The 20,217-nt window shown below is 40.8% G+C and carries 17 protein-coding genes and 1 pseudogene; 17 read left to right on the top strand and 1 reads right to left on the bottom strand.

The annotated features are described in order from the left end of the window. Positions 1–743, bottom strand: a pseudogene (locus tag EST42_RS05865) (helix-turn-helix domain-containing protein); the annotation flags it as partial. 220 nt (positions 744–963) lie between these two features. On the opposite strand from EST42_RS05865, the gene EST42_RS05860 reads away from it, so the two are divergent. From EST42_RS05860 to EST42_RS05780, 17 genes are all read left to right on the top strand, one after another. Beyond that, positions 964–4,569, top strand: a complete 3,606-nt coding sequence (locus EST42_RS05860) for a CDP-glycerol glycerophosphotransferase family protein (protein WP_134644620.1) — start codon at positions 964–966, stop codon at positions 4,567–4,569. 18 nt (positions 4,570–4,587) lie between these two features. Next, positions 4,588–5,775 carry a CDP-glycerol glycerophosphotransferase family protein gene (locus EST42_RS05855; RefSeq protein ID WP_134644619.1) on the top strand — a complete coding sequence of 396 codons (1,188 nt, stop codon included), beginning with the start codon at positions 4,588–4,590 and terminating at the stop codon, positions 5,773–5,775. Positions 5,776–5,895: 120 nt separating this feature from the next. Next, positions 5,896–6,702 carry a LicD family protein gene (locus EST42_RS05850; RefSeq protein WP_134644618.1) on the top strand — a complete coding sequence of 269 codons (807 nt, stop codon included), beginning with the start codon at positions 5,896–5,898 and terminating at the stop codon, positions 6,700–6,702. Then, on the top strand, positions 6,699–7,409 hold the full coding sequence (locus EST42_RS05845; protein ID WP_134644617.1) for an IspD/TarI family cytidylyltransferase: 711 nt from the start codon (positions 6,699–6,701) through the stop codon (positions 7,407–7,409). The genes EST42_RS05850 and EST42_RS05845 overlap by 4 nt, the downstream gene beginning before the upstream one ends. Further along, the gene (locus EST42_RS05840) at positions 7,399–8,424 is read left to right on the top strand and encodes a zinc-binding dehydrogenase (RefSeq protein ID WP_134644616.1); all 1,026 of its coding nucleotides are present in this window, start codon (positions 7,399–7,401) and stop codon (positions 8,422–8,424) included. The genes EST42_RS05845 and EST42_RS05840 overlap by 11 nt, the downstream gene beginning before the upstream one ends. 145 nt (positions 8,425–8,569) lie before the next feature. Continuing rightward, a complete protein-coding gene (locus tag EST42_RS05835) occupies positions 8,570–9,688 on the top strand; it encodes an ABC transporter ATP-binding protein (protein ID WP_245150410.1) in 1,119 nt (372 codons plus the stop codon). 11 nt (positions 9,689–9,699) lie between these two features. Further along, complete coding sequence (locus EST42_RS05830; protein WP_134644615.1) at positions 9,700–10,506, top strand: ABC transporter permease; 807 nt, start codon at positions 9,700–9,702, stop codon at positions 10,504–10,506. A gap of 152 nt (positions 10,507–10,658) precedes the next feature. Then, positions 10,659–11,798, top strand: a complete 1,140-nt coding sequence (locus tag EST42_RS05825) for a CDP-glycerol glycerophosphotransferase family protein (RefSeq protein ID WP_167711120.1) — start codon at positions 10,659–10,661, stop codon at positions 11,796–11,798. Between the two features lie 133 nt (positions 11,799–11,931). After that, on the top strand, positions 11,932–12,330 hold the full coding sequence (tagD, locus tag EST42_RS05820) for a glycerol-3-phosphate cytidylyltransferase (protein ID WP_134644613.1): 399 nt from the start codon (positions 11,932–11,934) through the stop codon (positions 12,328–12,330). A gap of 28 nt (positions 12,331–12,358) precedes the next feature. Then, the gene (locus tag EST42_RS05815) at positions 12,359–13,006 is read left to right on the top strand and encodes a YveK family protein (protein WP_134644612.1); all 648 of its coding nucleotides are present in this window, start codon (positions 12,359–12,361) and stop codon (positions 13,004–13,006) included. A 12-nt stretch (positions 13,007–13,018) separates the two neighbouring features. Then, positions 13,019–14,380, top strand: a complete 1,362-nt coding sequence (locus EST42_RS05810) for an O-antigen ligase family protein (protein ID WP_134644611.1) — start codon at positions 13,019–13,021, stop codon at positions 14,378–14,380. Between the two features lie 144 nt (positions 14,381–14,524). After that, a complete protein-coding gene (locus tag EST42_RS05805) occupies positions 14,525–15,523 on the top strand; it encodes a C40 family peptidase (protein ID WP_134644627.1) in 999 nt (332 codons plus the stop codon). 205 nt (positions 15,524–15,728) lie between these two features. After that, positions 15,729–17,171 (top strand): GH25 family lysozyme, encoded by a 1,443-nt coding sequence (locus tag EST42_RS05800; RefSeq protein WP_134644610.1) that lies wholly within the window; start codon positions 15,729–15,731, stop codon positions 17,169–17,171. Positions 17,172–17,243: 72 nt separating this feature from the next. Next, on the top strand, positions 17,244–17,834 hold the full coding sequence (locus EST42_RS05795; protein WP_134644609.1) for a hypothetical protein: 591 nt from the start codon (positions 17,244–17,246) through the stop codon (positions 17,832–17,834). 155 nt (positions 17,835–17,989) lie between these two features. Then, a complete protein-coding gene (gene map / locus EST42_RS05790; protein ID WP_134644608.1) occupies positions 17,990–18,772 on the top strand; it encodes a type I methionyl aminopeptidase in 783 nt (260 codons plus the stop codon). A gap of 30 nt (positions 18,773–18,802) precedes the next feature. Further along, positions 18,803–19,426 (top strand): sugar transferase, encoded by a 624-nt coding sequence (locus EST42_RS05785; RefSeq protein WP_134644607.1) that lies wholly within the window; start codon positions 18,803–18,805, stop codon positions 19,424–19,426. A 143-nt stretch (positions 19,427–19,569) separates the two neighbouring features. Beyond that, on the top strand, positions 19,570–20,202 hold the full coding sequence (locus tag EST42_RS05780) for a YveK family protein (RefSeq protein ID WP_134644606.1): 633 nt from the start codon (positions 19,570–19,572) through the stop codon (positions 20,200–20,202). The last annotated feature ends 15 nt before the right edge of the window (positions 20,203–20,217 follow it).

The raw sequence follows: 20,217 nt of genomic DNA, 5'->3' as shown, positions 1-20,217 counted from the left end.
TAGCGGCACCTTGCGGTGCCGAAAAAACCTGTCCATAATCTTGACATCAGCGCCCTCAATATCTTACCAGGCACACCGTATTGTCCTAAGATATGTTCAAAGACATACAAGTAACCCCGCAATGTTTCTTCCGGGTGAAACCATGCGCCGACAGTTGTGCTGGTAGCGTCGTCAATTGCTACGTGAAGCGTGTTTTTGTTTGCCCCAAACCAGTTTTCCTTGGAAGCGTCCATTTGAACCAATTCACCCATGTACTTTACACGTTCACGACTAGGGTGGGTGTTGCTATAATCAATCCCTTTTACGGTTTGGAATGTCGCTGCCTCAAGTGGGGTGAAAACAACTCCGCCGTTAAACTTCGTTTCAAGATTTTTATTTACTGCACGGACAGTCTTTCGTTGGGAATGATTCGTGATGATGTTGTGTGCTAGCAGAATCTTACGAACAGTTTCAACAGATAAATCAAGTTGCTTGTCGCTACGCAAATGCTCAGTGAAGTGGGTGACGGACATATCCTGGCATCCGGTTTGTCCAAACCAATTAGCAATGCGATGCTCAGTTGCACTTGAAACCTTCCGGCTGTTCTTGTTTCCGTGGCGGAAAGCTTTCTTTCCGTTGGCGATATATTCATGCTTCAAACGGTTCGCAGTTCTAGTTGATCTACCTATCTTCAAAGCGGTCGCTTTGACGTTACTCTTGCCATCGACTAGAGCCTTCATTGCATTATATTTATCTAATTCCATGAGTGTTAATTCAACTTTCCGCACCAATCCATTTTCCTTCAATAAACTCTATATATGAGAATATCAGAAGGACGCTTTGTTTTTTGAACTAATGAGACATTATCACTTTGGAATGATAGCCAATTTTTTTCATATTAAAAGAAACGTTACGTTAGTGTATAATTCTTGATATGTGCTCTAGTTTGGGATAGGGCTTTTAGAAATAGTATGGAGTAAGTAAATGAAACTTTGGTTATTTGGATCTTATAAATGGCAAGGTAACCCAAAAGCTTTGATGATGTATATGGCAGAATATTCTGCCAAAACGCATGAAGTTTGGTGGGTTGCTGATTCAGAGCAGGATGCAGCGCTTGTGTCTAGCCTAGGATATCACGCGGTTGTGTCAAATAGTAAGAAGGCACGGGGCTTATTTAGTAACGCGGATGTGTATATAACAGAAAATTTCCGTGAAAAATATCCCACAGAAATGAACCCTAACATCAAAATTATTAATCTGTGGCATGGGGTTGGACTTAAGCACATCGAACTTGCTTTAGGGGCTGAGTCTGCTCTTGCAGAAAGCATCGTGCGAAAGTACGTGCGAAACTTCGAATTGTATAAAAACAACCTCAAATTCTTGGCTACTTCGAAAGCTATGGAAGACCATTTTATCGAAGATATGCCGTTAGATGAGTCACAAATTATTCGTGGCGGTTATCCGCGAAATCAAGTGTATCAATTGGAGAATATGCGTACGGATAACGGCGCATTAGACTTTATTGAAAAATATGACGACGTTTATTTGTTTGCGCCAACGTACCGCTTTACGAATGTAAATGGGTCGTTTAAAAAGCTTTTGCCTAATCTTGGGGCTGTTGCGCAAAAAATGGCCGACAGCAATTCACTCTTTATTATTAAGCTGCATCCGTTTATGCTTGAAGATCCAGAGTATTTGGCAGCATTGGAAGAATATGAAGATGATGAAAATATCTATTTCTGGGATGATAAATATGACGTATATGAAATTTTCAATAAGATTACCGTTGGAGTAATTGACTATTCATCAATCTTTTACGATATGCTTGAAAGTGGTATCGAACGGTTTATCCGTTATATCCCTGATTATGATCAGTATGTTAATGATTTGGAGTTAGTTGGAGATTATTTTGAATTGACGGATGGTATTGATGCATATTCTTTTGCAGAATTCACTGGCTTATTGGGTTCAAATCTACCGGTTATAACAAAAAAAGCGGACTTGTTAAATTACTTTTTTGAGTATGATGCGGGTTCTTCCGTTGATGCTTTAATCGAAAAAATTGACAATGCAGTTCTAAATAAGAAAGAGTACAAAACACTACATACTTTTGATATATTTGACACTTTAATCCGACGAAATACTGTCGATCCCGAAGGTATCTTTTATTTAGTTCAAAAGAAGATGGCAACGTACTCTGGCAATAGGTTTAGTAACTATCTTATTGAAAATTATCCCGTGATTCGTCACCAGGTTGAATTTGATTTAAGAGATGTATTCCGGAAAACCACGTTTGAACGCGATACAGATAAAATCGAAGTTACTTTGTCACAAATTTTGGATCGATTAAAGAACAATTTTGATCTAGATGACCAACAGGTTCAACTTCTTTATAATGCTGAAGTTGAAGCTGAAATTGAAGCCGTAGAACCAATTCAATCTAGGATTGATGAGTTGCATGCATTACAGGCTGAGGGAGCAGATGTTTATCTGGTAAGTGATATGTATTTGCCTAAAGATGTCATCAAAAAGATGATAGCTCAGGCAGACGAATCACTTGTTAATATCCCATTATATGTATCTTCAGAAATTGGGTATCAAAAATCAACGGGACGTTTATTTACATACATTTTCTTTGATAAAAAATACGAGTACGCAGAATGGATTCACCACGGGGATAATAAGAGAGCTGATGGCACAGTGCCCCGCAGAATCGGTATTAACACTGTGAACCATGATATGGATTCGTTTTTGCCGTTTGAAGAAACGTTGATTAATAAGGCACCAAATGACATTAAATATGATATGTTCAAACTAGCAACTGCAATGCATCGTTATCGCTGGTCACACGTCAATGATGAGGAAATGACATTTGATTCATCAAAGTATTTCGCATTCGCATATGTCGGATCTATTTTGGTGCCATATGTTGACTGGGCAATTAATGATGCTATTCGTCGTGGATACCAAACCGTTTACTTCATTTCGCGTGATGGTTATTACTTGAAACAAATTGCGGATGTGCTGATTGAAAAAAATAATCTTAATATTAAGTCTGAATTCGTTTATGGGTCTAGAAAGGCGTGGCGTGTACCATCATTTATCAATGAAGTGGATCCAGCATCGTTTACACCTTTTGGAATGTTTAGCAATATGGACACTTTTGAAGACTTAGTAAAAGCTAGTCAACTTAGTGAAAAAGAATTACTTCATTTAATCCCAGATTTAAAAGGTTACAAAAATGAGCCAACTCTTCGTGGGGATATTGCCATTGGAATTCGACAACTATTTGAAAATTCAGATGAGTACAAGGAACGCTTGCTGAATATTGCAACTGAAAGACGAGGCATTGTACGAGAATATTTGCAACAAACCATTAATTTTGATGAAAAGTTTGCATTTGTTGAGTTCTGGGGACGAGGGTACACACAGGATACAGTCACAAGATTGTTGATAGACGCAGCAGGCAAAGAAGTGGACAATCCGTTTTATTATGTAAGAAATTACACACCAGATTATGGACGTTCAATTCGTCATCGCTTTACGCAGATGCCTGTTAATTTCACGGATTTCGAGTCTATTTTTGCAACAACACCATATAAGAGTATTCCTGGATACTACTATGGCGAAAACGGCAAAGTGGAGCCAGTCTTTGAATCACAGTGGAATGAATATAATGAAGATATTTCGGCAGGCATTCAACAGTTTGCGGCCGAGTTTTCTAAGTTAGGATTCTCTGGAAACGATACAATTCAAAGATACGTTGCGGAGACAGTATATCAGTATTACTTTGATAATCCACAAGATCAGTTTATTGCTGATGTTTTTGCAAATTATAAAGATAATGTTTCAATGTACGGGGATACACAAGAATTTGCTCCTGCATTGTCAGCCGATGTAGTTTTGAGTAATTCGATTGCAGAGTTGAAACAGATGACTAAGAATCTTGAGATATCATTAAGTCGGTCAACAGATGAAGCTCGAGAAGCATTTGAAATCCGGCAGAAAATCGAAAAATTACCTGTTAAAAAACTAAAGCAAAGAGATGCCTTATTTCCTAAGAACGATTTATCAAATTATATTGTTCCAAAGAAACTTCCTGCACAAGTTGTACTCCTCAAAGGTCAATTTGCGTACGCTAGTGTGGGGTGGAATAAGAATTCTAAAAAGCAGGAGGAGTTAAGCGCGTTCACTATTCTAGAGGTCAGTTCTGTGGAATGGACCGCAACCGGAGTTCCACGTCTGCGAACTCGATTTGGATATATCACCGCTCACGTAAATTACGTCGCTACTCTTCGCGATGATATTGACCAGTACATTTATGAGAATGTGAAGCAAGTAACGGTAGTTACACCAACCTACTATTATCGAACGGTGGCGTTTGGTCGACCAGATAGAATTGATGAGCAGGCTAAACGTGGTCAAAAGATTGATGTTTTGGCTGTTGAATGGACAAAGAACGGAACTCCTCGACTCAAAACGGCAAATGGATATATTACTGCAAATAAGAATTATGTTTCGATTGATCCTAAAATGACAGCGCTTCGCAAAAAGGCTGTTAAGGGGATTGTTGAGCGTTTGACTAAGTAATGAAAGTGACTCTTTTAGATGATTTCTAAGTTAAAAAATAAGATTAAAAAGAAACTGAAAAAGTATATGAATAAATCTAAAAAAGCATATTTTAGAATTGTGTATAAGGTATTCACATTATTACCAATTCATAAAGATGCAGTAGCGTTTTTATCGGATTCGCGATCGAATCTAACTGGAAATTTCGAATATATCGATCGAGAAATCAAGACACGTCAAACTGATTTGAAAATTAGCTATATGCTTAAAAAAACAAATTCAGCTAAAAAAACGTTTAGGGAGTACACGAAAATTGCTTGGCTAATCGCAACTAGTCAACATGTACTGCTGGATGATTTTTATCCGCTAGTGTATCCGTTAAAAATTCGGAATAACGTGAATTTAATTCAGGTTTGGCACGCAGTTGGTGCCTTCAAAACATTTGGATTTAGTCGAATGGGGTTACCGGGCGGTCCTAAGCCAACGTCAAAGAACCATAAAAATTATACCTGGGCGATTGTTTCTTCGAAGCATGTTTCACCGTTCTATGCCGAAGGTTTTGGCATAGATGACCGGAAGGTGCTGCCTCTTGGTGCACCACGTACTGACATGTTTTTCGATACGAGTTATAAGCAGTCGGTTGTTGCTCGACTTGAAGAAGAATTACCCTTTATTAAAGGCAAAAAAGTTGTGCTTTTTGCACCAACTTTCCGCGGTAATGGCCAAAGGTCGGCGTACTACAACTTTGATTGGATTGATTTTGAAAAACTATATACTAAGCTATCTGTAGCTGGGTATGTCATGTTGTTTAAGATTCACCCCTTCGTGAAAAACAAGGTACAAATTCCTGAAGAATATGCGGACTTCTTTTATGATGTATCTTCGTATCGAGAGGTTAATGACTTACTGTTGGTTTCTGATGCATTAATCACTGATTACTCGTCGGTTATATTTGAATATAGCTTGTTGCGGAAGAAGACAATATTCTTTGCGCCAGACCTTGAAGAATACACGGCTTCACGAGATTTTTATGTGGATTATCAAGAATTTGTTCCTGGGCCAATCGTTAGGGATATGGATTCTTTGGTAACGGAGATTGAGCGAGTTGATGAATTTAATCCTCACAGCCTGGATAATTTTTTGGCATATTACTTCGATGACTTAGATGGCAAGGCATCTAAACGATTTGTTGACGCACTAGAAAATAATTTTGTTGATTTTCGATAATTTATCGATAGGCAAAAAGCCGAGACGTTGTGCTCGGCTTTTTGCTTACATAATAAAATTGACGTTGTTAACACTTTTGCTATACTTAACACATACTGAATTTTGAAATGGGGTACTTTCATGGTTAAGCATGAAATGACGATTAACGATGTTCAAGCAATTACACGCGCAATGTTGCAGGATCTTGCTAACTTTGCATCACAAAATAACCGGCGGTTGTTACTACTTGGTGGCAGTATGCTTGGACTTGTACGTCATGATGGTTTTATTCCATGGGATGATGATTTAGACGTGGGTTTATTTCGTGAGGACTACAACTGGTTGATGAAGCATTATCAACCAACTAATTCAAGATTTCGATTAATGACTGAAGAAGACGATGATACATTGGTGCCGAATGCGCGAGTAGTTGATTCGGAGACTATCGCACAATCAGATTATTATAAAATTAATCACGGTGTGTTTATTGATATTTTTCCAGTTGATCAGGTACAGATGGGGATTAAGTTAAAGGCTTTCTTATTGGCGCATAAAGTTTTAAATGTTTTACGAAACGTCGCCAGATCGACAGGAAAATTCCCAGATGATGCCCAAATTGTGCCGTTAAAGCGAGGTCTAAGCAAAATAGTTTCTTATAAACAAACGCATCGTTTCGTTGAATTGGAAATTAAAGCGTCGAACCGTTTAATTCGTGGTATTCAGTACCCCAATGCTATTGGTGTGCTGAATGGTATGTATGGAAGAAAAGAAATATTTAATGGTAATATTTTTTCTCCGTTGATTATGAGAAATTTCGAGGGCGCGGAAGTATATATCCCACAAAATTTCAATCAATATTTAACGCAATTTTTTGGGGATTGGCAAACGCCAATTAAGTCAGAAAATAAGCACGCAAGGTTTTTTACTAAGGAGCAGGCAGATAAATGATTTATGCACAAGTAATGGCAGGCGGCATCGGTAGCCGAATGGGGCACACAGAGCGTCCAAAGCAATTTTTGAATTTGGCAGATAAGCCTATAATTATCCATACGTTGGAGAAGTTTTCATTGATTGCTGAATTTGACAAGATTATTGTGTCAATTCACCCGAAGTGGATGCAGTATGCGAAGGACTTGATTGCCAAGTATATCGATGACCAACGCATTGTTGTGATTGAAGGTGGTGCCGAACGTAACGATACTGTTATGGGGGCTATTAACTACATCAAAGATAACTTTGGCTTGCATGCGGACGATGTATTGGTTATGCACGATGCTGTTCGCCCGTTTATCTCACGACGCATTATCATGGATAACATTGAAGCTGCTAAGGTGTATAAGGCAGTTGATACGGTTATTGGCGCAACTGACACGATTGTCCGCGCCAAGGCAGGTATGATTACAGATATTCCAGTTCGTGATGAAATGTATCAGGGTCAAACGCCACAAACCGTTAACATTACGGCTTTTGAGTTGCAATATAATAATATGACTGAAGAAGAACGCAACATTCTTTCTGATTCAGCTAAGGTGATGTTGCTGGCGGGACACAAAGTTGGAATTGTTGCTGGTGATGAGTCTAATATCAAAGTGACACGGCCTTACGATCTGCGTATTGCTAACATCATTGCACGGGAGAATTTGGATGTTCAATAATGTTTACCGTTTGACAGGTGTCCGCCAAATTGAACGAGTGACGACGTCAACGGATTTGAATACACCGGGTAAGATAATTGTGCGACCAACGTTAATGTCAATTTGCCGTGCAGATGAACGTTATTACACCGGAACACGAGATAAGGAAGTTTTAGCTGCACGTTTGCCGATGGCTTTGATTCATGAAGCAGTTGGTGAAGTGGTGCGTGATAAGACAGGCACTTTTATACCTGGCACCAAAGTTGTCCTGATTCCCACGCATGCACATGGCCATGATAATTTAATTGCAGATAATTATTTGCGATCATCAACGTTCCGTTCCTCTACGGAAGATGGTTTTATGCGTGAATATGTCACAATTGAACCAGAAAGTTTGATTGAGATACCTGCTGGTGCGCAATCGACGATGAATGCCTTTTTAGAGGTCGTGTCCGTTGCTGTACAGGCTGTACGCCGTTTGCAGGAAACGATGATTAACCGACAAGATAAAATTGGTATCTGGGGTGATGGCAATGTCGCGTATATGACGGCAGTTGTTGCACGTGAAATGTTCCCAGACTCAGAACTCTATGTGTTTGGAAAGCATCAAGAAAAGTTGGATTTTATCAGTTTTGCCAATACGGTCCAAATTGATGAAGTACCGGCTGATTTGAAACTTGATCAAGCCATTGAGGCGGTTGGTGGTCGTGGGTCAGAAGTGGCGACAAATCAAATTATTGATATTATCAATCCGCGCGGGGCAATTGTCTTGTCTGGTGTTTCAGAAGATCCAGTTGCCATTAATACACGAATGGTATTGGAAAAGGGGATTACGTTGGCGGGAACGACGCGATCATCCCGTGAAGATTTCCAAACTGCGATTGACTTGGTTGCGAATAATAATGCGGTTAAGGAACGTTTAGAATTGTTGGTGCAAAACATCAAGCATGTTACCGAAATCAAAGACATTACAGATGCGTTTGATGAGGATTTGACGATGAATTGGGGTAAGACAGTGCTCGACTGGCACATGTAGTCTTTAAGAATAACCAAAAGAACATTCGCTTCTGTTAAGCGAATGTTCTTTTTTATACAGGTTAGGGGTATAATTATTGACGGTATTCTTTTTATTTAAAAAATTTAAAGACCGTGCAATTATTTAGAACGATGGAGATAATGTTGTGGCTGAAGAAGAGCGACAAGTGAAGGTGCGAGCATCGTACGTCACAAAGCAATATGAAATGGCTCCTACAAAGTCTGATAAGACGAAGTCACTCTTTTTCAAGACGAACTTCCCCAAGTTTTGGGCTGTCCGTGGAGTGAATTTTGAGGCCTTTGAAGGTGAAACGATTGCCATCGTTGGAAACAACGGTTCGGGTAAGTCAACGCTGATGAAGATGGTTGCGGGTATTGTACCACCAACTTCAGGGGAGATTGAAATTAACGGTGAAACATCGTTAATTGCGATTAACGCTGGCTTGAAGGGAAATATGAGCGGACGTGAAAACATTCGACTAAAAGCCCTCATGCTAGGATTAACAAATGACGAAATTGACGCGAAAATGGATGAAATCATCGCGTTCTCTGAATTGGGTGATTTCATTGATCAACAAGTTAAAAGTTACTCATCGGGTATGAAGTCAAAACTTGGTTTTTCAATTTCTGTACACACGAATCCAGACATTTTGATTGTTGATGAAGCATTGTCGGTTGGAGATGCGACGTTTAATCGTAAGTCACTGGCAAAAATCAAGGAATTCCAGCAACAAAGAAAGACTATTTTCTTTGTGTCACACTCGCTAGGTCAAGTTCGTGAAATGGCCGATCGCGTACTTTGGATGCATTATGGTGAAGTGCGGATGTTTGGCCCTACAGAAGAAGTTATGAACGCATATGATAAATTCATTGCTGACTACAAGGCTTTATCTGGTAAGGAACAAACTAAGTATCGTAATGAATATCGAACTGCGCAGCAGAACTTTAGCTTGGATGAATTATATGAAAAGTCGTTGAAGCGTGAACGCAAGATAACAGGCAATGATGTTTTACCAGCTGAAATCGAAACATCAATTTATAATTCAACGCACAATCGACACTCAGCTGAGCGGTGGTCAGTAGTAGATAAGACTATCTTGGTTGTTTTGTTGCTGTTAACGGTTTTCGTCGCTGATAAGGTTATTCTCAACTTAGGTATGAAAAATATTGTTGAGCATCCTTCACATTTAATTACGAATTGGTCACCAGAGAAAATTCATGAGTTAAATGTTGAACATATGGCTGATGATTTGAGTGCGAAGTAGGGAGAAAGAACATGACTGATTTTTTGCAAGTGATGCGTGAAATCTTTTCAAACGCACAGATTGCCAACCGTATAGCGCGATTTAATGTTAAGTCACGTTGGGCGGATAATTATCTTGGATCTATTTGGGATTACTTGGAACCAACAATCTATATTGGAACGTACTTCCTTGTTTTTGGTATGGGTATGTATAATGGTACAGTGAATGGGCAACCGTACATTTTATGGCTACTAACTGGAATTGTGCCATGGTACTTTATTCAAGGGTCGTTTAATAAGGGGTTGACGTCAATTAAGTCGCAACTAGGATTGTTGACTAAAATCCGCTTCCCAATGTCAGTTGCTCCTGTGATGCCAATGTTGGAAGAGCTACGTCGATTTTTTGTTATGACTGTGGCAATGCTGGTGTTATTACTAGCGTTTGGTGAAATGCCAAATGTACACTGGTTACAATTTGGGTATGTTTTCATTGCAATGTTCGCAACTGTTCTGGCACACAACTTGGTTAATTCTACGTTAACAGTGATTATTCCGGACTATAAGCCGGCTATGTCGGCAGTATTCCGGTTGATTTTCTTTACTTCGGGCGTTGTAATTAATATGGACGCTAAGCATTTGCCATTTGTACTGGTGACGATTATTAAGATGTTCCCATTCTATTATGTATTGGAATCATTCCGAGACGCTTTCTTGTATCATGTTTGGTTCTGGGACAAGGCTTCAAACGCATTATTCTTCTGGTTATTAACGTTGCTGATGTTAATGGTTGGATCAATGATTCACTTGCGATTCCGTGAACGATTTATTGATATGGTTTAATACAGAGACAAGATTAAAGAAAAGGCACAATCTGAGCATTTTGTGCCTTTTTTGTTGCTGTTATATTACTGAAAGATGTGAGATTAATAAGGTTAACCGCATATTCGTATTTTCTTTGTTATAATATAAGAATATTAAGGTAGGTTAGCATTTTGATTCATGCACAACAAATAAAAAACATTATAAAAAATTCAACGCTCTTCGGTTGGTTGTATTATTGGGTTGGTATAACGATTGTTAAATTTCTCCAGCTTTTTATTAAGCCAAACGAAAAGCAGATATTATTTATCTCTTATAGTGGTAGGCAATTTTCCGACACGCCGAAAGAGGCTTTTAATTTAATTCGAGAAGACCCAGCGTATGCGGAATACAAGTTGGTTTGGGCGTTTAACCGACCTTCAGATTTTAAACAGGCGGAAATTACAAATAAAATTTCATCAAATTCGCCACTGTTTTTCTATCACCTATTGCGTTCAAAGTATTGGGTAGCTAATTCAAGCATTGATCGCCTAATTCCTTTTAAGCACGATAATAATGTGTATATTCAGTTCTGGCATGGTGTGCCAATGAAGGCATTAGGACATACAGAAATCGGTTTGGCGCCATTGGTGCAGCATTGGTACGACAAGGTGGCTTTTGACTATATGTTTACGTATAGCGAGTATGATCTTGATAAGTTTAAGGAAGTATTTCCGAGAACAAAGCGATTTGTTAATGCGGGCCAACTACGGAAGAAGATTGTTGAACGGTACGAAGGCAAAACTAATGTGGAGCGCATTAAGAAAGAACTAGGAATCAAGAGCGATAAAAAAGTGTTGCTTTACGTACCGACTTTCCGAGGATACGACGCCAAAGAGCAAACGACATTAACGGACGCAACATTGGAACGTTTGGCGAAGGAATATGTGGTTATCTATCGTGGTCACTATTTCTCTCGTGCGACGCAATCTGGGTCAATTATTACAGCTGACAAGTTTTCACTCTATAAGTTGTTTATGGTATCGGATTTGTTAATAACAGATTTCTCGAGTGTATTCTTTGATTTTGCACCATATCATAAGCCGGTTTATCTTTTCCAACCTGATTTGGAAGAATACCAAGTGAAGCGAGGGTTGTACTTCACAGCTGAAACGCTTGGCTTGCCAGTTTCTTATTCAGAGGCTGAACTAATCGATTGCTTGAATAAAGTGGAATACGACTACGATGCTTTGGATGCTTTGAACAGTAGATTCAATCCTCATGGTGGGGATAAAGCAGCGTTTGCGTTTAAGTCAATCCTGGAGCACACATAAGGAAATTAAAGCGCACCTTTCTGAGATGTGCTTTTTTCGTAAGCTGTTTTTAATCTTTTTAGATAACTGGCCGACAAATAGGCATTTTCATGTATAATAAGCAAATGTAGGTCTGCAGGAAGGGTGCAAAGTGATGAAACGTGTAATTACGTACGGGACGTTTGATATGTTGCACTATGGACATATCAATTTGCTTCGACGGGCAAAAGAGCAGGGCGACTATTTGATTGTTGCTCTGTCGACAGATGAATTTAACTGGCAGGAAAAACATAAGCGAACATATTTTGAGTTTGAAAAGAGGAAGCAATTACTTGAAGCAATTCGATATGTCGACTTGGTTATTCCTGAAGAATCATGGGAGCAAAAAGTTTCTGATATGACTGTTTATCAGGTAGATACATTTGTTATGGGGGATGATTGGCAAGGTGAGTTTGACTATCTGGTCAATCAAACTGACGTAGAGGTAATTTATCTGCCTAGGACACCAGAAGTGTCAACAACGCAAATCAAACAAGATTTGCAAAATGGATGAGCAAGTTTTAATCTTCAGGAGTATACATATGAATAATCAAATGACGTTATCTGGCCTTTTACACCACCTGTTTAAGAACTTGTGGTGGATTATCGTATTAGCGATTATTGGAGCTGGTAGTATGTTCTTTGCTGCAAAGCATAGCGCACCGGCAGCTGGCACGTACTCATCTTCAAGAGCGATGTACATTGGTCACGCAAATTATGTTAAGACGCAAGATCCAAAGTCTGCTTTGTCTGCTGACAAGGATTTGATCCGCACTTACTTATCATTTTCTTACGATCGGACAATCGTGAATGAAACAACACGTTTGATGCGCGTTGCTGGGTTTGAGAAAATAGATAACGCGGCGGTTGTTAAGCACGCTAAGTTGCAACAAGTATCCGGAACTTTGACGGTGCGTGCTCGTGTATTGATGCAAAATGAAACAGAAGCAATTGCACTGGCGAACAGTTATGCGCAAGCATTTGCTACGAAGGCGCCTAAGTTGGTGCCAGGTATGCCAGCACCACGATTGATGGTCGCAATTCAAGGAGCTGCAAAAGCTGATGATTCTGAACCCATTTCACCAAAGAAGGCTGCCGTTTTTGGCGCTGGTGCTGGGTTAGGCATCGGTATCATCTTGGCACTGTTTACAGGTATTATTGCCAACTTGCGTCCTTCAAAACGCCAATAGGAGGTAGCCAGCATGGTTGGTTGGTTACTACCGTTTGCGTTGTTGCCAAAAACGTTTACGAGCGCGCTGTTTGAAAATTTTGCACAAATTGCATTTCCTGTGTTTTTGATTTTTTTGTTGGTGCAACTAAATTTTAAACCGGCGTTAGTGCAAGATATTTTGCCAGAACGACGTACGCTTCAAATTTGGGGTGCACTGATTGTCGTACAATTTATACTGTTCGGTTGGCATGCGCTGGCGTATGGTGATAGTGATCAAACGTATGGCCTGATTCACGGTTGGTTTACGTTCGTGCAATTAATTATTGTTATTTGGTTTGCGTACACCATGCAAAAGATATTTATTCGTGATGCAGATTCAGTATTTAAATTTCTGGCATCCTTGATTATTTCTTTAGTGGTTTATCTAGTTGCGGTTATTGTCCCACAGTTGGCGGTTTCATTCCGACTACCATTTATCGGTTGGACAAATTTTTTGGCGGGTTTGTTTGAACGCCATTGGGATAGCCGAGCTTGGTACGATGCGGGAAGTTATGTAGCCACGCAACACCGTATTAACGGTTTCGAGCCTGAAGCACCGTTCTTAGTTATGCTACTGGGACTTGTTTTTGGGCCGATATTGGTGTCGATTGTCCAAGAACCAATGAAACGTCTAAAGAATGGACGACGCCTGCAAAAACTTGTTTGGGTGTTGATAGCCGTTTTAAGTCTGGTGTTCTTAATGGCTCGCTCGACAAGTGGTTATCTGATGGTTGCTTTACTCGGCCTGTTTGCGGTATTGTTTGCGCCACGTTCTACGCGTAAGTGGTTGTTTATTGCCGGGGCTGTATCGTTAGCTGTGGTAATATCAGCGTACTTTCTTGTACCGGTTGTCCATGATATTTTCGAAAAATGGTTATTTGCTAAGCAAGGAACTGATAATCGTCTTGGTGGTGCCATTGGTTTGTTACAGACATTTATCCACCATCCATTCTTTGGGGTTGGTTTCGGAAATGAAGGGAACTTCATTGAGCAATTCTTACCAGAATGGAGTAAACACAATTCTGAGTATATTAATTTTTATATCAAAACCGCTTATCCAGTGCTGAATGACTTTTTGGGGTGGTTAGCTAGGTTTGGTGCAATTGTTGTGATTAGTGCAATTTGGTTGCTTGGTGGTTTGATTGTTCGAGCGGTGAATGTCTATCGTCAGTTGATACAATCAGACAAGCCGGAACAGATTGAATATCGGATTGTCATCCGTGCATTCTTTGTTATGGTGCCATTAACATTGATGGTTGCGATGATTACACAAATAAATGCCTTTTCGTGGCCAATGTTATTGATGTATTTCTTTTATTGGCGCGTGATTCATTTGGCAGAAGCAAGTTTATAAGAATGCGGTAATCGGGATGCCCGGATTACCGCATTTTAACGTTGTGCTAACGAATTGTAATTGAATCGTTACGTTTTTCTGCTAATATATCGCAAGTATGGTTTATTAGGTGTTAAGTAAGCAGAAAGTGAATCAATTTTGACGATGGATAAATACAACAATCTGAAAACTGCAGTTAAATCTGCGATGCTTGCTGGTGCTGCAATGACGACTGCGGTTGTTGCACAACAAGAGGTGTCACACGGTGACACACTAGCAAACATTCAATCACAACATAAGTCAGGCTATTTGAATGCTGACGGACAATGGTTATGGTTTGAAAATGGCCAACGTTACACTGGGTTCCGGTTCTACATGGGTACGTACTACTGGTTCATTAATGGTATTCGTCAAGATTCAGGTTGGCGTGAAGCTTGGGGCATGAAGTATTACACAGATAACCAAGGCCGTGCGGTCCAAGGTAACCGTGTCATTAATGGTGTTGCCTACAACTTCGGTGACAATGGTACATTCTTCCTTCGTGGTAAGATGTCTGGCTACACGGATGCAGGTGAAGGTTGGAAGTGGTATGAAGGTGGTCAAAAGTTTACCGGCTTCCGGTTCTACATGGGTACGTACTACTGGTTTGAGAACGGTGTTCGTCAGCAAAACAAGTGGGAAAATGCTTGGGGCATGAAGTATTACGTTGACGGTGATGGTCGTGCCTCACAAGGCGTGAAGCACGTTTCTGGTGGTACACACTACTTCGGAAACGATGGTACGTTCTTTGAACGTTCAATTAAGAACGCGATGCCAGATCAAGCGAAGAAGATGCTTGGTTTGCCATACGCCTGGGGTGGTAAGACTTGGAGCGGTGTGGATTGCGCTGGTTACGTTGCCTTGGTTCGTTCACAAGCTGATTTGCCAGATATTGGTTCAGTTACATGGACCCAAGCAGCCTACTTGCGATCACATGGTAGTCAACCTAAGTCATATTCACAAGCTCAACCGGGAGACTTGTTGTTCTGGGGTGGTACAGGAAATGAGTATCACGTCGGCATCTATCTTGGTAACGGTCAGATGATTGACTCAGCCACATATGGTACGGTAACGAGTATCCGTAGTGTTTGGGGTGACCCACAAGCCTACACGGTTAACTTCTAAAATTGATAATCAGGATAGGGCGACTGGTATTGGTTGCCCTATCTTTGTCTTATTTGGACATTGAAAATTCATGGAAAAATTGTTCTGTTGTAAAGATAAAGTAGCGAGTTCAAATCTCGCTGTAACGCTTTCGACATTTTAAATGCGTAAACTAGAACCCGTCATAAAAAGTAGAAATTATTTATTTATAAAAGGGGATTGCAACATGAAGTTTTCAAAGTTGCTAATGGGTGGTCTTGTCGCTGCCTCAATCGGTATGGTTGCTGTCATAACACCAGGACATGCGGCTACATATGAATCAACGACAGCTGGTGATGTAACGGCGCCACGAATTGATTTTGTTGATATTTCATCATGGAACCCAAACTTGTCGGTATCAGACTTCCAAACAATGAAGAAATATGACGTAACGGGTGTCATCGTTAAGTTGACGGAGCACACGACGTACGTTAACCCATACGCTCGCCAACAAATTGCAAACGCGCAAGCAGCAGGCTTGAAAATCGGCGTTTATCACTACGCACACTTTACTGATTCTGGTAGTGCCGTTACTGAAGCGAATTACTTTGCTAACCAAGCTGCAAACATGGGGTTGTCCAAGTCAGTTGTCATGGTTGATGACTTGGAAGATAGCAGCACGAAGACTGGAAATGTGACGAACAACGCATTGGCTTTCCGTAATCGTTTGAATGATTTGGGTTACAACAACCAAATGTTGTACACATATCCCAGCTATTCATCAGAAATGGGCATGAACTTGTCATCATTTGGCAACCGCAACGTTTGGATGGCCTCATATCCATACAACCCAAACAAGAATGATCTATGGTACGGTTCATACGGTGCTTGGCAATGGAACTCAAATACGACGTTCCCAGGTGTGAGTGGTGTCTTTGATGTCTCAATTGATTACGGTTCACCAATGAAGGGTGATTCGTTCACCGGCTTCCGTGGGGATTTGTACTACGTCAACGGCAAGAAGGCATCAGGATACTACGATGGTGGCCGTGGCTGGCGTTGGTATGAGAATGGTGTGCCATTTGATGGCTTCCGTGGGGATGTGTACTACGTCAACGGTAAGAAGGCATCAGGATACTACGATGGTGGCCGTGGTTGGCGCTGGTATGAGAATGGTGTGCCATTTGATGGCTTCCGCGTCTACATGGGTACGTACTACTGGTTCGGTAATGGTGGCATCCGTCAAGATAATGGTTGGCGTGAAGCTTGGGGCTTGAAGTACTACACAGATAATAACGGACGTGCCGTACAAGGTGTGCGCTCGATCGGCGGTAAGAAGTACTTCTTCGGTACTGATGGTACATTCTACTTGCGTAAGAATGGTGTCATAAGTAATCAATCAGAAAAGTACAAGGCTGACGGTAATGGTGTCCTTGCACCATGGTCAGGATTCATGGATATGGGTGCTGGCTGGAAGTGGTATGAGAATGGCTCATACTTCACAGGTTTCCGCTTCTACATGGGCTCATACTACTGGTTCCAAAACGGACAACGCCAAAACAATTCATGGGAAAATGCTTGGGGATTGCGTTACTACGTAGGTAACGATGGACGTGCCGTACAAGGTTGGCAAACAATTGATGGTAAGAAGTACTACTTCGGTGATAATGGTACATTCTTCCTTCGCTAATTATTCGTAAATTGCCATGAATATCTAGTATAGTGATATTAGGTAGTCATAAAGACTGCGGAGGACAAAATTATGAAAAAAAGTGCAGTAACCATTTTGGGTGTTATTGTTGTGGCACTTATCGGTGGTGGGTTCTACTTTGCAACAGCAAATAGGAACACACACCTTGGTACAGAAGAAACGTCTTCATTAAAGAAGAGCAGTTCATCAAGTGAAAAGGCAGAAACGTCAGCGCTTGAGTCAGCAAGTTCATCAAGTGAAGCAACGTCAGAAGCATCTTCTTCAGTTGTTTTAAGTGAGTCAGAAAAGACGTCTAGTGCAGTATCATCAGAAGCTGCGCCAGTGGCACCGAGCGAAGCTGCTTCAAGTTCAAGTGCTCCAGCAACCAGCAACTCGGGGATGGTATTCTACGATCCGAACCAAACTGCTGATGGTACGAACATTTCAAGTGATATGATTTCGGATGCTCGTAAGGAATTGCAAGCTGCTCACTTGGATGATTCAATCTTGGGTGACCAAGAGATGAAGGAATTGATTCGTGAGTCTTCATCAACGCAACAACCTGTTGTTGCAACGTATGAGTCTCACTTCGGTACAGCAAGTTCATCATCTGCGTCGGATGCCGCTGATTCATCAGCAACAGCTGCTTCGGCAAATTCATAATGACGAACAATCATTAGCAAATAACCTTCGCTCAACAACGAGGGTTATTTTTGTATTCTTAATAAATTCGTATAAATTTGCCATAAAACGCTATTTTTGGCGTATAATAGATATTTAATTACGAGGGGAAAAAGAAAACAAAGCAGGTTAAAAATATGATTACTATTAAGTCAGAACGTGAAATTGAAGGTATGCGCCAATCTGGTGCGATTATCGCCGGCATGCACAAAGGGTTGCGCGATATCATTAATCCTGGTATTTCAACATGGGAAATCGAAGAATTCGGTCGCAAGTATATTGAAGACCATGGTGCACGCGCTGCACAAATTGGTTTCGAAGGCTTCGAATTTGCAACGACTGTGTCAGTGAACAATGAAGTCGCCCACGCTTTCCCCCGCAAAGAATTGATTTTGCACGAAGGTGATATCGTCAAGGTTGATACAGTGGTTGACCTTGATGGTTATTATTCAGATTCAGCTTGGTCATACGCTGTCGGTGAGGTGTCACCAGAAGTGCAACGTTTGATGGATGTGACGTTCAAGGCCTTGTACATTGGTATTGAACAAGCACAAGTTGGCAACCGAATTGGTGACATTGGTGCGGCTATCAACGCTTACGTTGAAGATGAAAATGGTTTTGGTAATGTGCGTGAATATATCGGACATGGTATTCAACCAACGATGCACGAAGAGCCGGCCGTACCGCACTATGGTGTTGCTGGACACGGCTTGCGTTTGAAGCCAGGCATGACGATTACTATTGAGCCGATGGTTAACATGGGCGGTTGGAAGGTCGAAACATCAGAAGCTGATGGTTGGACGGTGACTACTGAAGATGGATCATGGTCAGCGCAATATGAACACACCATTGCGATTACAAATGATGGACCAAAGATTTTGACATCACAAGATCCTGAGTTTGACGCCAAGTATCTATAAAAAATTACTGACACAGAAGGGAGCAATGACGTGACTCATTCAGGTTACATTTTTGCTAAGCGATTTTTGGATATTTCAGTGTCGTTATTCGCATTGATTGTTTTTTCGCCAATCTTTTTGGTGATTTCATCCTTTTATCTTTTCGGTGAAAACCGAGGGCCTGTCTTTTATAAGCAGCGTCGTATCGGTATGAACCACCGTGAATTTGGAATTTATAAGTTCCGTTCAATGGTTGTTGGTGCAGAAGAAAAGCTATATGCCAACAAAGAACTGTATGCAAAGTTCGTCGAGAACGGTTACAAGTTACCGACTGAAGAAGATCCGCGTATTACCAAGTTTGGGGCGTTCATTCGTCGGACGTCAATTGATGAGTTGCCGCAATTTATCAATATTTTGATTGGTGATATGAGTATCGTTGGACCACGACCAGTCGTTGAGAAGGAATTGATTGAATACGGTGATCGTGTTGATAAGTTCTTATCAGTGAAGCCAGGTGCTATGGGACTTTGGCAAGCTAGTGGACGCAGTGAGATACAATACCCAGAACGAGCTGACCTAGAGATTAGTTATGTTGACCATGCTGATATCTGGTTTGATTTTAAAATTCTATTTATGACCATTTTCGCCATCTTTAAGGGTGACGGTGCGATGTGATTTCTAAGATTAAGAAATCGTGACAGTTCTATAAAACTCGCCAAAACTCCTGTATACTGGGTATTGGCGAGTTTTTCGCATTTAAGGGAAGTTGCTATTTATAGCATCAAAAATTTTAATATACATAAAGGAACTACGAAGTGATGGAAAATCAATTTACAGTGACTGATTTGTTTAAGCACATGTTGCGCAATGCCTGGTGGATTATTGTCCTTGGAATTGTTGGTGGCGGTGCCATGTACGTGATGAATAAGCAATCTGCAGCGACAAGCTACAGTGCAACGCGCGCAATGTACGTTGCCAAGTCAAACACCGGCGTGAAGGATCCAAATTCGCGAATTATGGCTGATTCTTGGTTGTTGAAGTCATATAAAACTGTTGCCAAGGATGATAAGGTGATTAAGCCAGCTGTGAAAGCCTTGAAGGTTGAAGGTGTTAAGGTATCAGCTGATGCCTTGCGCTCAGACGTGTCATTGTCAATTACAGATGGGACGTTGTTGATGAAGGCCAAGGCTAAGGGGATTGCTAAGCCTAAGCAAGCAATCAAGATCGTTAACGCTTTCGCTGAGTCATATGCTGAAAATGCGCCTAAGTTGATTTCGGACATGCCAAAGCCTGAGTTGATGACAAAGACTAAGGAAGCCGACACGGATACGATGGTTGCTGGTTCGCCAAAGAAGGCAGCACTGTTTGGTGCTGTTGCTGGTTTGGCAATCGGGGTTGTTTTGGCATTCTTTGTGGGTGTTTACAAGAACGTGACGGCTACTAAGAACTAAGCAAAGGAGATTCGT

Source organism: Weissella cibaria, from assembly GCF_004521965.1.
Classification (GTDB): domain Bacteria; phylum Bacillota; class Bacilli; order Lactobacillales; family Lactobacillaceae; genus Weissella; species Weissella cibaria_A.
The sequence above is the reverse complement of the archived record's forward strand: the minus strand, read 5'-3'. Positions and strand labels throughout refer to the sequence as shown.